12 protein-coding genes are annotated in these 14,838 nt (G+C 62.8%); 8 read left to right on the top strand and 4 right to left on the bottom strand.

From position 1 onward, the window contains the following. Window positions 1-69: 69 nt before the first annotated feature. A complete protein-coding gene (locus tag E8E68_RS01870) occupies window positions 70-276 on the top strand; it encodes a DUF3079 domain-containing protein (RefSeq protein WP_014860378.1) in 207 nt (68 codons plus the stop codon). Between the two features lie 167 nt (window positions 277-443). Here E8E68_RS01870 and E8E68_RS01865 read toward each other — a convergent pair whose 3' ends face one another. Continuing rightward, on the bottom strand, window positions 444-2,741 hold the full coding sequence (locus E8E68_RS01865; protein ID WP_280339401.1) for a TonB-dependent siderophore receptor: 2,298 nt from the start codon (window positions 2,739-2,741) through the stop codon (window positions 444-446). Window positions 2,742-2,880: 139 nt separating this feature from the next. Between E8E68_RS01865 and E8E68_RS01860 the strand changes: the two genes are divergently transcribed. The 3 genes from E8E68_RS01860 to E8E68_RS01850 all read left to right on the top strand — a co-directional run bounded on the left by E8E68_RS01860 (window position 2,881) and on the right by E8E68_RS01850 (window position 6,784). Continuing rightward, complete coding sequence (locus E8E68_RS01860; protein ID WP_266030513.1) at window positions 2,881-3,603, top strand: response regulator; 723 nt, start codon at window positions 2,881-2,883, stop codon at window positions 3,601-3,603. Window position 3,604: 1 nt separating this feature from the next. Beyond that, window positions 3,605-4,972 (top strand): ATP-binding protein, encoded by a 1,368-nt coding sequence (locus E8E68_RS01855; protein ID WP_266030511.1) that lies wholly within the window; start codon window positions 3,605-3,607, stop codon window positions 4,970-4,972. A 141-nt stretch (window positions 4,973-5,113) separates the two neighbouring features. Continuing rightward, window positions 5,114-6,784, top strand: a complete 1,671-nt coding sequence (locus tag E8E68_RS01850; RefSeq protein ID WP_266030509.1) for an FMN-binding glutamate synthase family protein — start codon at window positions 5,114-5,116, stop codon at window positions 6,782-6,784. 153 nt (window positions 6,785-6,937) lie between these two features. Here E8E68_RS01850 and E8E68_RS01845 read toward each other — a convergent pair whose 3' ends face one another. From E8E68_RS01845 to aguA, 3 genes are all read right to left on the bottom strand, one after another. Next, complete coding sequence (locus E8E68_RS01845) at window positions 6,938-8,230, bottom strand: OprD family porin (RefSeq protein ID WP_110744794.1); 1,293 nt, start codon at window positions 8,228-8,230, stop codon at window positions 6,938-6,940. 529 nt (window positions 8,231-8,759) lie between these two features. Continuing rightward, window positions 8,760-8,957 carry a hypothetical protein gene (locus E8E68_RS01840; protein ID WP_110744795.1) on the bottom strand — a complete coding sequence of 66 codons (198 nt, stop codon included), beginning with the start codon at window positions 8,955-8,957 and terminating at the stop codon, window positions 8,760-8,762. A 184-nt stretch (window positions 8,958-9,141) separates the two neighbouring features. Then, the gene (aguA, locus tag E8E68_RS01835) at window positions 9,142-10,248 is read right to left on the bottom strand and encodes an agmatine deiminase (protein WP_266030507.1); all 1,107 of its coding nucleotides are present in this window, start codon (window positions 10,246-10,248) and stop codon (window positions 9,142-9,144) included. Window positions 10,249-10,525: 277 nt separating this feature from the next. Here aguA and rfbC point away from each other — a divergent pair, with 277 nt between their 5' ends. From rfbC to E8E68_RS01815, 4 genes are read left to right on the top strand one after another with little or no spacing between them, the layout of a single operon-like run. After that, a complete protein-coding gene (gene rfbC, locus E8E68_RS01830) occupies window positions 10,526-11,071 on the top strand; it encodes a dTDP-4-dehydrorhamnose 3,5-epimerase (RefSeq protein ID WP_110744797.1) in 546 nt (181 codons plus the stop codon). 42 nt (window positions 11,072-11,113) lie between these two features. After that, window positions 11,114-12,928, top strand: coding sequence for an ATP-binding protein (locus E8E68_RS01825; protein WP_266030504.1), 1,815 nt, complete (start codon window positions 11,114-11,116; stop codon window positions 12,926-12,928). Beyond that, window positions 12,925-14,331 carry a sigma-54 dependent transcriptional regulator gene (locus tag E8E68_RS01820; protein WP_280339395.1) on the top strand — a complete coding sequence of 469 codons (1,407 nt, stop codon included), beginning with the start codon at window positions 12,925-12,927 and terminating at the stop codon, window positions 14,329-14,331. The genes E8E68_RS01825 and E8E68_RS01820 overlap by 4 nt, the downstream gene beginning before the upstream one ends. Next, window positions 14,331-14,786: a YiiD C-terminal domain-containing protein gene (locus tag E8E68_RS01815; RefSeq protein ID WP_266030502.1), complete on the top strand. Its 456-nt coding sequence runs from the start codon at window positions 14,331-14,333 to the stop codon at window positions 14,784-14,786. Before E8E68_RS01820 ends, E8E68_RS01815 begins: the two co-directional genes overlap by 1 nt. Window positions 14,787-14,838 lie beyond the last annotated feature (52 nt).

Genomic DNA, 14,838 nt, shown 5'->3' with positions numbered 1-14,838 from the left:
ATGGCGGTCAAACGGCGGGCTGGGCGAGGGGTTTACGTTCAGAACAGGCAGCCCTGAGGAAGGATGAGCATGGCCAAGAGATTCCCCACAAACCCTCGCCACCCCGAGCGAATCTGCTGGGGTTGCGACCTGTACTGCCCTGCCAAGGCGCTAGCCTGTGGCAATGGCGCAGACCGGACCATGCATCCGGTGGAGCTGTTTGGCGAGGATTGGGATAGCTTCGAGGGCCAGTTGGAGAAGCCGGTTGATCCAGGGCAAGCGGTAGAGCCCAGGTAAGAAAGGGCCGCTTGGCGGCCCAGCGCAGGCCTTGAACCCAGCGCTGGCTCTATGGGACCGGGCTTGCCCGCGAAGCTGGCGATGCGCGTGCAGGCACCGGCTGCGCCGGTGTTCGCGGGTGAACCCGCTCCTACAGGTACAGCGCCAGGCCTTGTGGAAGGGCTTGATCAGAACGCGGTGCTTACCGTCAACGACAGGTTACGCGGGTCGCCGTAGATCGCCCCGGCATAGAACCCGTACTGGCTGTAGTAGTGCTTGTCGAACAGGTTGTTGGCGTTGAGGCTGACACTGGTGTTGTCGGTGAGCTGGTACTTGGCCATGGCATTCCAGATGGCATAACCGGACCAGTTCACGTCAGTGGCCCCATTGCTCACACCGTTCGTGGGCTGGCCAGCCGGGCTGGAAATGGCGCGGATGTTGGTCTGCGCAGTCACGCCGGCGCCCAAGGTCAGGCGGTCGAGCGGGCCGCTCAGGCGGTAGGTGGTGGAGGCCTTGAACAGGTGCGATGGGTCGCTGCGGCCGTCGCTGTCGACGCGGCGGAAGTGCAGGTAGGTGTAGCCGGCGTAAACGTTCCAGTTGGGGGTCAGGGCGCCCGCAACTTCCAGGTCGATACCGTCGGTTTCCTGGCCGGAACCGGCCTTGTACGCGTTGCCGCCAGTCGGGGTGGTCAGGTCGCCGTCCAGCACGGCTTTGTTTTCCTGCTTGGTGCGGAAGTACGCCGCCGAGGCGTTCAGGCGGCCATCGAACCACTCACCCTTGATACCTGTTTCGTAGCTTTGCCCACGAATCGGCTCGACCTTGCTGCCGCTGCTGGTTTCAGAGGTTTGCGGGGTGAAGATGTCGGTGTAGCTGGCGTATACCGAGTAGTTGTCGTTGAGGTCATACACCGTGCCCAGGTAGGGGGTGACGATGCCATTTTCTTCCTGGCTGCTGCGCTCGCCGGCCACGCTGCGGGTGACCGAGGAATAGTTGCTGGTGCGCACGCCAACGATTACCGACAGCGGGTCGGTGATGCTCAGGCGGGTGGCGGCGTACATGCCCTGCAGGCGAGTGGTGGTCTTGCTGTGAAGGCCGGTGCGCGAGGCGATGAGGTCGTAGTCGTCATCCACGCCATTGTGCCAGTCGGTCACCGGGAAGCCGTTGTTGGCGCGGAACTGGCAACCCAGTGCAGGCGCGCTGGTCATGCCGTCGCCGACCATGGTGCAGGTGTACTGAGGCGACCAGCCGACGGTGCGGCTGTCGTTGTAGCCGACCATGGCCTGGTGGGTGCGGCCAAACAGCTGGAACGGGCCGGACAGGTCGATCTGCGCGGACTGCTGGGTGGTGTCGCTGGAGCTGTGCAAACCGTTCAACACGGCGCCGCTGCCATCCTGGTCCCAGTAACCGCCATAGGTGCCGCGCCCAGCCGAGTTCACCTTGGCAAGGCCGCGATGGTTCAGGGCTTCGGTGGTGGCTTGGGCGGCTTTCAGGTCCAGGGTCCAGTCGTTGTCGAAGCGATGCTCCAGCGAGCCAAACGCAGTACGCGTGGTGTACTCGCCAAAGCTCCAGCTGGGCACTACGTTGGTGCTGCGCGGCAAGTCGGTCTTGCTGCCGTCGCGGTACCAGATGGGGATGTTCGCACCCCAGCCACCACCCACGACCTTGTTGTACTCATACTGGTAACCGGCGCCCAGGGTGGTGGCGTCGTCCAGGTCGAACTCGAAATTGGCCAGCGCGGCGCGGGAGCGTTCGGACTGGTTGTCGCGGAACGAGTTGGCGTCCTGCTGGGTCATCACGAAGCGCGAACGCAGGCGGCCATCTTCGGACAGCGGCAGATTCAGGTCAGCACCCAGGCGACGTTTGTCCCAGCTGCCATAAGTGGCGTAGGCGCTGCCGCCGAAGGTTTTGGTCGGTGCCTTGCGGATCAGGTTGACGGTGGCCGAAGGGTCGCCAGTGCCACCGAGCAGGCCGTTGGCGCCGCGCACGATGTCGATGCGTTCGTACAGGTCCATGTTCAACGCATTGCCGCTGCCACTGAAATCAGAGCCGCCCTGGGTCTGCAGGCCATCGACCTTCCAGTTGCTGATCGAGTAGCCACGGGCCCGATAGTCGGTACGCCCGCCCACCTCGGACTTGTTGGCCGTGACGCCCGGCGTGGTTTCCAGCGCCTGCTCGATGGTGTGGATGCCACGGTCATCCATCTGCTGACGGGTGATGGTGGTGACCGATTGCGGCGTTTGCCGTGGCGTCAGCGCCAGGCCGGTAGAGCTGCGGGTGCTCTCGACCGTGTAACCCAATTGGCCGGCATCATCGGCGGGCAGCAGCGCGCTGTCTTCGATCTGCGTGGCGTCCAGTTCCAGAGGTTTGCCGTCGGCAGCTACGGCCCCGCCACTGATGGCGACGGCCACGAAGAAGGCCAGCGGGTTGAGGCGAGGGCCGCCTTGGCTGATAGGGGTGAACAGTTGCGGGATGCTCTTGGGATTCATTTGGGAAGGCTTCGTATTTGCAGATGATTTTTTGTTAGGATTCTAGGGATCGGCCCTCCCGGCTCCAGACCCGACATGTACGGGGATGTAATTGAACGTAACGAGCGCCACCGGCCCTCACCGAACAGGTTTTTTCCGCATGAGCACGACCTTGCTGGTTGTCGACGATGACGACGAGATCCGCGAACTTCTTTGTGACTACCTGACCGATGCCGGCTACAACGTGCTAGCCGCAGCCGACGGTGAACAGATGCGCGAACAACTGGCCCGGCACAAGGTGGACCTGGTGGTGCTCGACCTCATGCTGCCGGGTGAAGATGGCCTTAGCCTGTGCCGCCAGTTGCAAGCGACGCCGGGGCTGGCCGTGATCATGCTGTCGGCCAAGGGCAGCACGCTGGACCGCATCATCGGCCTGGAAGTGGGTGCCGACGACTACCTGGCCAAGCCTTTCGAACCACGCGAGCTGATCGCCCGGATCAAGGCCGTGCTGCGTCGCCCGCAACGTCTGGACACCCCCGCCGAAGAGCCCGCCGTGGTGGATGCCCAGCAGTTCGCAGGCTTTCGCCTTGAACACGTCAAGCGTCTGCTCACCCGCCCCGATGGCGAGACGCTGACCCTGCCCCGCTCCGACTACCGCGTGCTGCGCGAATTGCTGGATGCCAACAACCGCGTGGTCTCCCGCGACCAGCTGACGCGTAGCGCGTTTGGCCGCGACCACCTGCCCGACGACCGTTCGGTGGACATGTGCGTCAGCCGCCTGCGCCAGCAACTGCGCCGTGCACCGGCGGGGGCCGCGCAAATTCTCACGATCCGCAACGAAGGCTATCTGCTGAGTATCGCCAACCTCGCGGCCGACGCCTGACATGCGCTGGCTTCGCCGTCTGTGGCCGCGCACCTTGTTTGGCCAGTTGCTGCTGATCATGGTCAGCGGCACGTTGTTGATCCAGTTGATGTCGAGCAGCATCTGGTTCGATGTGCGCTTTGCCCAGGTGCTCGAAGCCCCGGTGCGGCTGATCGCTGCACGCAGTGCACCGCTGATTGCCCAGGCCGACTGCCACGGTGGCACGTTGCAGGCGCCAGCCCATTACCAGCTGCGCTGCGCCGAGCACCTGCCCACGGCGGAGCATGACGAGCGTCGCGGGCGCAGGCGCATCGAGCTGTTGCTGCAGCAGGCCCTCAAGTACGAACTGGGGCATGCCCAGGACCTGCGCCTGATGAAGGTGCAACTGACCGACGAACTTGGCCAGCCGATTGTCTGGCGCAGCCTGTTCGGCCTGCGCACGGCGCAAGCGCATATCCAGTTCGCGGTGCCGTTGGCCGATGGCCACTGGCTGACCATCGATGGCCAGGAGTTGCAGGGCTGGAGCGGCGAGTCAGCCTGGGTGCTGATCAGCGATTACCTGCTGCGGGTGTATGCGCTGCGCATCGTCGCGGTACTGCTGGTATGCCTGCTTGCCGTGCGCCTGTGCCTGCGCCCACTGCGGCGCCTGGCCGATGCCGCACGTGGCCTGGGCAGCAACCTTGAACAGCCACCGCTGGCACTGGATGGCCCGGAGGAAGTGCGCCAGGCGGCCCAGGCCTTCAATGCCATGCAGCAGCGGCTGATTGCCATGGTCAACGACAAGGCCTACTTCCTGGCCGCCGTGTCTCACGACCTGCGCACCCCGCTGACCCGTATGCGCCTGCGCCTGGAGCGCCTGCCAGATGACGAACACCGCCAGCGCTTGCGGCAGAACATTACGCAGATGGACGATATGATCGGCCAGGTTCTGGACTACCTGCGTGCGGGGGAGCAGCAGAATTTGCAGCAGGTGGACCTGGACCGATTGGTTGCGCGCCAGTGTGCGGACTTGGCCACTGCTGAAGAACCACTTCCGGTGCACGGCCAGGCGGGCAGTTTGCGGGTAGATGCCTTGCTGTTGCAGCGCTGCCTGCAAAACTTGCTGGTGAATGCGCTGCGCTATGCCCAGCACATTTCGGTCACGCTGGAACGGCCCACAAAAGGGGTGTTGATCCATATCGACGACTGCGGGCCGGGCATTGCACCGGACCTGCTGGCGACCATTACCGACCCCTTCGTGCGCGGTGACGGGTCGCGTAACCAGGCATACGGCGGATATGGGTTGGGGTTGAGCATCGCCCAGCGGATCGCTGCCAGCCATGGGGGTGAACTGCTGCTGTCGAACCGAGAGAGCGGTGGGTTGCGGGTCAGCATATTGCTGCCTGGCTAACGCGATTTTCTGTGGGAGCGGCCTTGTGTCGCGAGGTGCTGGGACTACGCAATCAGGTAACAGTCTTTTACCGATTACCCAGGTTTTCCCTCCCCCGCCTTTGCCTATCCTATGCCCGGTCATCCTGCCTGCGATGGACCCATGAATCACTCTCTGCCCAGCCGCTATGCCTGCCTCGCCATCTGCCTGTTGTTCACGTTTGCCAGCTTGCCGCTGCTACCCCAACACGCCTGGCTCTGGCCAATAACACTGATCACTGCCCTGCTCAGCCTGATCGGGCTCAACGACCTGCGCCAAAGCCACCACGCCGTGCGCCGCAACTACCCGATCCTGGGTAACATCCGCTACCTGATCGAAACCATCCGCCCGGAAATCCGCCAGTACCTGATCGAAGGCGACGACGACAAGCTGCCGTTCTCCCGCTCGCAGCGCTCGCTGGTCTACGCCCGCGCCAAGAACGAAAGCGCCGAGAAAGCTTTCGGCACGCTCAACGATGCCTACAAGCCCGGGTTCGAGTTCATTAGCCATTCGATGCTGCCAGTGGCCACGCCAGACCCGGCATCGTTTCGTATCGCCATTGGCGGGCCACAATGCCGCCTGCCCTACTCGGCCTCGATCTTCAACATATCTGCCATGAGCTTTGGTGCGCTCAGCGCCAACGCTATCTCCGCCCTCAACCGCGGTGCGCGGATGGGCCGGTTTGCCCACGACACTGGCGAAGGCAGCATCAGCCCGTACCACCGTGAACACGGCGGTGACCTGATCTGGGAAATTGGCAGCGGCTACTTCGGCTGCCGTACGGCGGACGGTCGTTTCGACCCGCACCGTTTCGCCGAACAGGCCCGCTCGCCACAGGTGAAGATGATCGAGATCAAGCTCAGCCAAGGCGCCAAGCCGGGGCACGGCGGCATCTTGCCGGGGCATAAGGTCAGCCCTGAAATCGCCGAGACCCGTGGCGTGCGCGTGGGCGAGGACTGTATCTCACCGGCCGCACACAGTGCCTTCCGCACACCGGTCGAGTTGCTACAGTTCGTGGCGAGCCTGCGCGAGCTGTCGGGGGGTAAACCCGTGGGCTTCAAGTTCTGCCTGGGCCACCCGTGGGAGTTCATGGGCATCGCCAAAGCCATGCTGGCCACCGGCATTACGCCGGACTTCATCGTTGTCGATGGCAAGGAAGGCGGCACCGGAGCGGCACCACGCGAATTCAGCGACAACATGGGCGTACCCATGCGCGAAGGCCTGATGTTCGTGCACAACACCTTGGTCGGCCTGAACCTGCGCTCCAGCATTCGGATTGGCGCGGCGGGCAAGATCGTCAGCGCCTTCGACATTGCCAGTGTGTTGGCCATCGGCGCTGACTGGGTCAACTCGGCACGCGGCTTCATGTTCGCGATTGGCTGCATCCAGTCGCAAAGCTGCCACACCAACAAGTGCCCGACCGGCGTGGCCACCCAAGACCCACTGCGCCAGCGCGCCCTGGTGGTGCCAGACAAGGCCGAGCGGGTCGCCAGCTTCCATCGCAACACACTGCACGCACTGGCTGAAATGCTGGCGGCTGCGGGCCTGGAGCACCCTTCGGAGCTGAAGCCCAAGCACCTGGCCCGGCGCATCAGCCCTAGCGAGATCGGGTTGTTTTCGGACCTGCACACGTTCCTCAAGCCAGGCGAACTGCTCAGTGGCTCGATAGAAAGCGAGTTTTATGCGCGGATGTGGCAGATGGCGCGTAGCGACAGTTTTGCGCCGGAGACTGGGGGGGCTGCAACACGAGGTGTGGCATCAAGACTGCGCCACGAAGAGACTGAGCCTGCATGAAAAACAAGACTGGGGCTGCCCTGCAGCCCTTCGCGGGCTTGCCCGCTCCCACACCTGCAGCGCCAGACTTGAAGGCGGCGCTGTACCTGTGGGAGCGGGCAAGCCCGCGAAGGGGCGCAGCGCGGCCCCAGCTTTCATGCAAACAACTGCGGATCAGAAGATGCTGATCGGGTACTCGACGAATACGCGGACTTCGTTGCCGTCGTCGTTGTAACCGTTCTGCTGCACAGCATTGTTGGTACGCAGGAACGAGCTACGCAGTTTGATCGACAGGTCCTTGGCCGGGCCGTCCTGAACGACGTAACGAACCTGGTTGAAGATCTCGCGCTCTTTACCTTCGCCGAAGCCGTGGGTATTGATGTTGTCACCCACAACGTACGCAACCTTGTACGTCAGGCCTGGCAGACCGAAGGCACCAAAGTCCAGACCATAACCCAACTGCCAGGAGCGCTCGTCTTCGGCGTTGAAGTCAGACCAGTAGGAGTTGGCCAGGTAGATGGTCGATCCACCATCGCTGGTTCCCCAAGGCTGGCTCTGGTAGCCACCGTAGTTGTAGCCGGTGCTGCCGGTGCTGCGCTGGTGGGCCAAGGTGATCGAGTGCGGGCCAAAGGCGTAGGTGGCCGCCAGGCTCCAGATTGTGTTGTCGTCACCGGTCAGGCTGGCTTTCTCGACGAATTTCTTGTCGATATCAGTCTTGTAGCCGTTGAAATCCAGGGTCAGGGACTGGTCGCTGGCGATCGGGAAGACGTAGTTCAAGCCCAGGTAGTGCTTCTTCATCACATCTTCGTTGTCGGCCGTGTACAGCGAAGCGGTGAAGTTGTCGGTGAACTTGTAGCTGCCGCCGAACACGTTGATGGACTTCAGGTGGCCACTGTCACGACCTTCAGCGCTCTTGCGGGCTTCCTGCGTGAAGCGACCAGCGTTCAGTTCCAGGCCCTCGATTTCCTTGGAGGTAATCAGGGTACCGGTGAAGCTCTCTGGCAGCAGGCGCGCATCGTCATACTGCAGCACTGGCAGTGCCGGCATCTGGTCACCGTACTTGAGCACGGTGTTGGAGATTCGGAACTTGATCGCAGCACCGCCACGGGCCAAGTTGTGCGGGGAGTTGGCCGGGTCGGTATCACTCGGCTTGAAGAAGTCGACGCCCGCGCCACCGTTGTGGCCTTTGCCACCATCGAGACGCACGGCGTACAGGCCGAATGCGTCGACACCTACACCTACGGTGCCCTGAGTGAAGCCGGAGGAGAAGTTGGCGATGAACGCCTGGCCCCATTCGATCTGGTCGTCGGTGCCGTGCTTCTTGTCGCGGTTGATGTAGGCGTTGCGCAGAAGGACGTTGGCGTGGCTGTCCTCGATGAAGCCCTTGCTGTCGGCCTGGTCATTGGCCTGTGCCTGGGTCGCGGCGATCATCGCCAAGGCGACCAGGCTGATCCTGGTTTTGAACATGTTGTTTTCCTTATTTCTTAATCAAGAACGCGCTGCAATACGACGCCAGGAACCAACGCCCCTTCGTAGGTTCGACGCTATGCGGATCCACACTTGAAGGCCTGCCGGTAAGTGCACGGCGGCCTCTGGCAACAGCATGGCCAAGGTTATGGCCAGCAGGCGTTGGCCGAATCCTAGCCGTGTGCGATTACAAATGTCAAAAAATCGTGAAATGCAGGTTGATATAACCAAAATTACCGGCGTGTCTGGTGCATTTCCATGCTGGTGTGCGCAATCAGCGGGCAATTTATCTTGTGTAGGAAATGACCTTTTGATCGATCGGACAATTTTCCTGTGCAGACGCTTATGCCTTCCCGGCGATGGGCAGAAGGAAGTCGGGGATTGAGATTGACTGGCTCAAGCAGCGCCTGACCATCAGGGACGCTGTGGGAGCGGGCTTGCCCCGCGAACACCGGCAAAGCCGGTGCCATGCAGCGCGCGGCGCCCTTCGCGGGACAAGCCCGCTCCCACAGTCACGGGTGTTCTTCGATCAGTGCCACACCGCTATCAGCGCCTGCATTTCTGCTTCGCTGATCAACCCTTGGGGATACCGTCCGGCAAGCAGACGTCGTGGGTCGGTCGTCCTGACCCTGATGCTTCCATGGTGTTTCAACCACTTCGCCACAACCTTGAGCGACTGGTGATCCACTGCCAATGGGCGCAAAGCCGACTCACTTGCTGCGTTCATGTCTACACGTACTCCCTGGCCCGTGAGCGGCTAATTTACGTAGGTAATGTTACAGATCCGAGAGCCCAGCACGGCCGGGCTATCTACTTGAAAAACAATACAAAACGTATGCCAGCCTGGAGGCCGGGTGTCGCCCAAAAAAAAGGCCCGTCAGAAGACGGGCCCTTTGTTATTCACACAGCGCTCAACGCTTCACTGGCGCCGGCTGCTGCTGAGTCAGGCAGTGAATGTTGCCACCACCGAGCAACAACTCGCGGCCAGGGATCATCACTACTTCGTGGTCAGGGAAAATCTTCGTCAGAATCGCTCTGGCTTCGGCATCTGCCGGGTCGTCAAAGCTAGGCGCAATAATGCCGCCGTTGACGATCAGGAAGTTCACGTACGACCCGGCCAGGCGCACCGATGGGTCACGCTCCTGGCTACCGGCCACTTGATCGACGCCGGCACACTCTTCAGCGGTGGCGAACAGCGGGCCCGGAATCGGCATCTTGTGCACGATGAACTCCCGGCCCTTGGCATCACGGGTGTTCTGCAACACCTCCATGGCCGCGTGGCAGCGCGCATAGTTGGGGTCGTTGGAATCATCGGTCCAGGCCAGTAACACTTCGCCCGGGCGCACGTAACAGCAGAAGTTGTCGACGTGGCCATCGGTTTCGTCGTTGTACAGGCCATCGGGCAGCCACACCACGGTGTCTACTGACAACTGTTCACGCAGCACCGCTTCAATCTGCTCACGCTTCAGGTGCGGGTTGCGGTTACGGTTGAGCAAGCATTCCTCGGTAGTGATCACGGTGCCTTCACCGTCCACGTGGATCGAGCCGCCCTCCAGCACGAAGCCTTCGGTGTGGTAGCGCTGGCAGCGCTCCATTTCCAGCACCTTGGCGGCCAGTTCCTCGTCGCGGTTCCAAGGAGCATACAGGCCACCGTCGAAGCCGCCCCACGCGTTGAAGCCCCAGTCCACGCCGCGCACTTCACCCTGGTCATTGATGACGAAGGTCGGGCCGGTGTCACGCACCCAAGCGTCGTCATTGCTGATTTCGACCACACGGATGTTCGGCTGGTCGAGCTGGCGGCGGGCGTTTTCGTACTGGCCAGCAGACGCCGCAACGGTTACCGGTTCAAAGCGGGCGATCGCCTTGGCCAGGGTTACGTGGGCTGCCTGCGCCGGCTTGCCGCCCAAACGCCAGTTGTCGGGGCGTTCCGGCCAGACCATCCACACCTGGGTTTGCGGGGCCCACTCGGCGGGCATGTGGAAACCATCGGCACGGGGCGTGGAGTTGAGGGTTTTCATGGGTGACCTCTGTGATGGCCCTGAGCCGGAGTGTGCTGGGGCGTTTGCCCATTTATAACCGATATATATCGATGTTTAAAGCCCGATAATCGGGAATTTGCAGGATAAAACTCGCTATAAAGCCGATATGAATCGGATCCTCACTGGTTTCATCTGGCGCGCAGACCCGTCTGACGTCTACCATAACCACACCACGTGCATCCTTTTAAAGCGGCTTGCGCAAAAATCGTGCAAGCCGGCTAGGGTCAATACTTGAGCAACGGGCCAGTAAGCCGCTATGAACATCATCCCTACCGCCATCCCGGAAGTACTGATCATCGAGCCGAAAGTATTCGGTGACAGCCGTGGTTTTTTCTTCGAGGCATTCAACGCTCGCGAGTTCGCCCGGCAGACCGGGGTGAATCTCGAGTTCGTCCAGGACAACCACTCGCGCTCCATCCAAGGCGTGCTGCGTGGGTTGCATTACCAGGTAGAAAACACCCAGGGCAAGCTGGTGCGCGTGGTGCAGGGGGAAATCCGCGATGTCGCCGTGGATGTGCGCAAAAGCTCGCCAACCTTCGGCCAATGGGTCGCAGTGAACCTGTCGGCCGACAACCATCGGCAACTATGGATACCACCGGGCTTCGCCCACGGGTTTGCCGTCATGAGCGAATCCGCCGAGTTCCTGTACAAGACCACCGATTACTACAACCCTGGCGCAGACCGCTGCATTCGCTGGGACGATGCGCAACTGGCCATCGACTGGGGGCTGCAGCAGCCACCGGTGCTGTCAGACAAGGACAAGGTCGGCCTGCCACTGGCGGAGGCGGAACTGCTGCCGTAACTAGCGCATAATTGCGTCAGACTTTTCTGGCGCATTTACGTGATGATTGCAAAACCCACGCCCCCACGCCGTCCCCGCTGGCGCAGCCTGGCCCTGTTGGCCCTGTGCCTGGCCCCGTTACTCTGGCCGCTGCACCACCTTGCCGAACGCTATTATCAGGACGAGCTGGCCTCGCAGAACCGCCAGACCCTCGACCTGTACGTCGCCAACCTGCTCGGCACCCTGCACCGCTACGAAACCCTGCCGCAGATCCTCGGCGACCTGCCGGCGTTGCGTGGCGTACTGGCCGACCCTTTCCGCCTGGAAGCGGTGACCAACGCCAACCGCCTGCTCAAGAACATCGTGCAGCAGACCGGTGCCGAGGTGATGTACCTGATGGACGTCAGCGGCAACACGCTGGCGGCCTCCAATTGGGACAAGCACGACAGCTTCGTCGGCCGCAATTTCGCCTTCCGCCCTTACTTCAACGAAGCCATGGCCGGCCATCTGGGGCGTTTTTTTGGCCAGGGCACCACTTCGGCCAAACGTGGCTACTTCTTTGCCGCCGCCGTGCGCGACCGCGAGCGCATCGTTGGCGTGCTGGTAGTCAAGGTCGATCTCGATCACACCGAAACCCTCTGGGGCCGTACCCCCGAGCAGTTGTTGCTGACCGATCACAATGGCGTGGTCATCCTCACTTCGCGTCCTGACTGGCGCTTCCGCGCCACCCGCGTGCTGAGCGAGGCCGAACGCCAGGCGATCATCGCTATCCAGCCCTACCCTACCCAGGCCCCGCAACCGCTTGTACTCAACCCGGACGCGTGGCTCACCCAGACCCGTGATATCAAGGAAACCGGCTGGCAGGTGAGCATCCTCGCCCCGCGCATACTGGTCGACCGTTCTGTACAGACAGTGACGGCCATCGGTGCCGGTACCTTGCTGGTGGTAATGCTGCTGGCCGGGCTGGTGATGCAGCGGCGCCGCCACTACATCGACCGCATCGACTTCGAGGCCCGTGGCCGCCAGGAACTGGAAAAGCGCGTAGCCGAACGCACGGCCGACCTCGAAGGCCTCAACACCCGCCTCAAGCTTGCCGTGCTGGAACGCGAGAACGCCCAGCAGGAGGCCGTGCGCGCCCAGGACGAACTGGTTCAGGCCGGCAAGCTATCGGTACTCGGCACCATGTCGGCCAGCATCAGCCATGAGCTCAACCAGCCGCTGGCGGCTATTCGCAGCTATGCGGAGAACGCCGAAATCCTGCTCGATCACCAGCGCACCGAAGACGCCCGCGGCAACCTCAAGCTGATCGGAGAGCTGACCGGCCGCATGGCCTCGATCATCGCCCACCTGCGCGCGTTCGCCCGCCGCGACCGCCATGCCCCGGAGAGCGTGGCCCTGCAGCCAGCCCTGGACGATGCCCTGGCACTGCTGGCCAAGCGCCGCCGGGCGATGGCCGTGGAGCTGATTCGCGACCTGCCGGAAGCAACATTGTGGGTACAGGCCGGCGAAACCCGCCTGCGCCAGGTGCTGGGCAACCTGCTGGCCAATGCACTCGACGCCTTGACCGAAAAAGCCAACCCGAGGCGCCTGTGGCTGAGTGCCGAGCAGCGGGATGACTGCGTCTACCTGTACATCCGCGACAATGGCCCCGGTTTCAGCCGCCAGGCCCTGGAGCACGCCAAGGAGCCGTTCTTCACCACCAAGACCCGCACTCAGGGCCTGGGCCTGGGGTTGGCCATCTGCGAAAGCCTGATGCGCGCCCTGGGTGGTGAACTGCTGCTGGCCAACCACCCGGAAGGTGGCGCCCTGCTGACCTTGCAGCTGCGTGTGGCCGCGCCTGGCGCTACCTTGCCCAATTCGGAGGACCCCTCGGCATGACCACCGAGACACTGATAGACAGCCAAGCCCAGGTCATCCTGGTGGACGATGACCCGCACCTGCGCCAGGCGCTGAGCCAGACCCTGGACCTGGCGGGGCTCAAAGTGGTCGCCCTGGCCGATGCCCAAGGCTTGGCTGACCGTATCGAGGCCGACTGGCCCGGTGTGGTGGTCACCGACATCCGCATGCCCGGCATCGATGGCCTGCAGTTGCTGGAACAATTGCACGGCCGTGACAGCGAGCTGCCGGTACTGTTGATAACCGGCCATGGCGACGTGCCGCTAGCGGTGCAGGCAATGCGTGCCGGGGCTTATGACTTTCTGGAAAAACCCTTCGCTACGGACGCCCTGCTCGACAGCGTGCGCCGGGCCCTGGCCCTGCGGCGGCTGGTGCTGGACAACCGCAGCCTGCGCCTGGCACTGAGCGACCGCCAGCAACTGGCCACCCGCCTGGTCGGTCATTCGCCATCCATGCTGCGCCTGCGCGAGCAGATCGGCGCCTTGGCCGGCACCCGCGCCGATGTGCTGATCCTTGGTGAGACCGGCGCGGGCAAAGAGGTGGTGGCCCGCGCCCTGCACGACCTGTCCAGCCGCCGCGACGGGCCCTTCGTGGCGATCAACGCCGGAGCACTGGCCGAGTCGGTGGTCGAAAGCGAGCTGTTCGGCCATGAACCCGGTGCGTTTACTGGCGCGCAAAAACGCCGTATCGGCAAGTTCGAATTCGCCAATGGCGGCACGCTGTTCCTCGACGAAATCGAGAGCATGAGCCTGGATGTACAGGTAAAACTGCTGCGCATGTTGCAGGAACGAGTGGTCGAGCGACTCGGCGGCAACCAGCTGATCCCACTGGATATCCGCATCATCGCCGCGACCAAGGAAGACCTGCGCCAGTCCGCCGACCAAGGGCGCTTTCGCGCCGACCTGTATTACCGCCTGAACGTGGCACCGCTGCGTATCCCACCGCTGCGTGAACGCGGCGATGACATCCTGGTGTTGTTCCAGCACTTTGCCGACGCCGCCAGCCAGCGCCATGGCCTGGCGCCGCACACCCTGCAACCGGCACAACGTGCCCTGCTGCTACGCCACGGCTGGCCAGGCAATGTGCGCGAGTTGCAGAACGCCGCCGAGCGTTTCGCCCTTGGCCTGGAACTGGCCCTGGACGGCCAGGCACCGCCAGCGGCCGCACCGACACAGCCAATGCCGAGCGGCAACCTCAGTGAGCAGGTAGAGCAATTCGAGCGCTCGCTGATCGCGGCCGAACTGGCCCAGCCACACAGCTCCATGCGCAGCCTGGCCGAGGCGCTGGGCATACCCCGCAAGACCCTGCACGACAAGCTGCGCAAGCATGGCCTGAGCTTTGACGGCGGTAGCGGCGGGCATGACGACCAAGAGGACCACCGTTGATGAGCACCGATAGCCAGTACCTGCAGTCCGTACTGCACAGCGACATCCCCCTGACCCGTGAAATGGGCCTGGAAGTAATCGGTTGGCAGCAGCACACCCTGCAATTGCAGCTGCCACTGGCGCCCAACGTCAACCACAAGAGCACCATGTTCGGCGGCAGCCTGTACTGCGCGGCAGTGCTGGCAGGTTGGGGCTGGCTGCACCTGCGGCTGCGCGAACTGGGGATAGACGACGGGCATATCGTCATTCAGGAAGGGCAGATCAGTTATCCGTTGCCGGTAACCGGCGCCGCGCTGGCGCGCTGTGCGGCGCCGGACGAGAAGGTCTGGGAGCGGTTCCTGAACCTGTACCAGCGGCGTGGCCGGGCGCGGCTGACGCTGCAGACCACGGTGAGCAATGCCGATAGTGACGAACCCGCGGTGAAATTCAGCGGCCAGTACGTGCTGCACCGCTGAAGCCTGGAGGCTGTCACAATCCCACAGGTATGGGAAAGGTGGAGGGAATAGG

Origin of the sequence: Pseudomonas sp. BN607 (assembly GCF_029871175.1) — a bacterium.
Taxonomy (GTDB): Bacteria; Pseudomonadota; Gammaproteobacteria; order Pseudomonadales; family Pseudomonadaceae; genus Aquipseudomonas.
The sequence above is the reverse complement of the archived record's forward strand: the minus strand, read 5'-3'. Positions and strand labels throughout refer to the sequence as shown.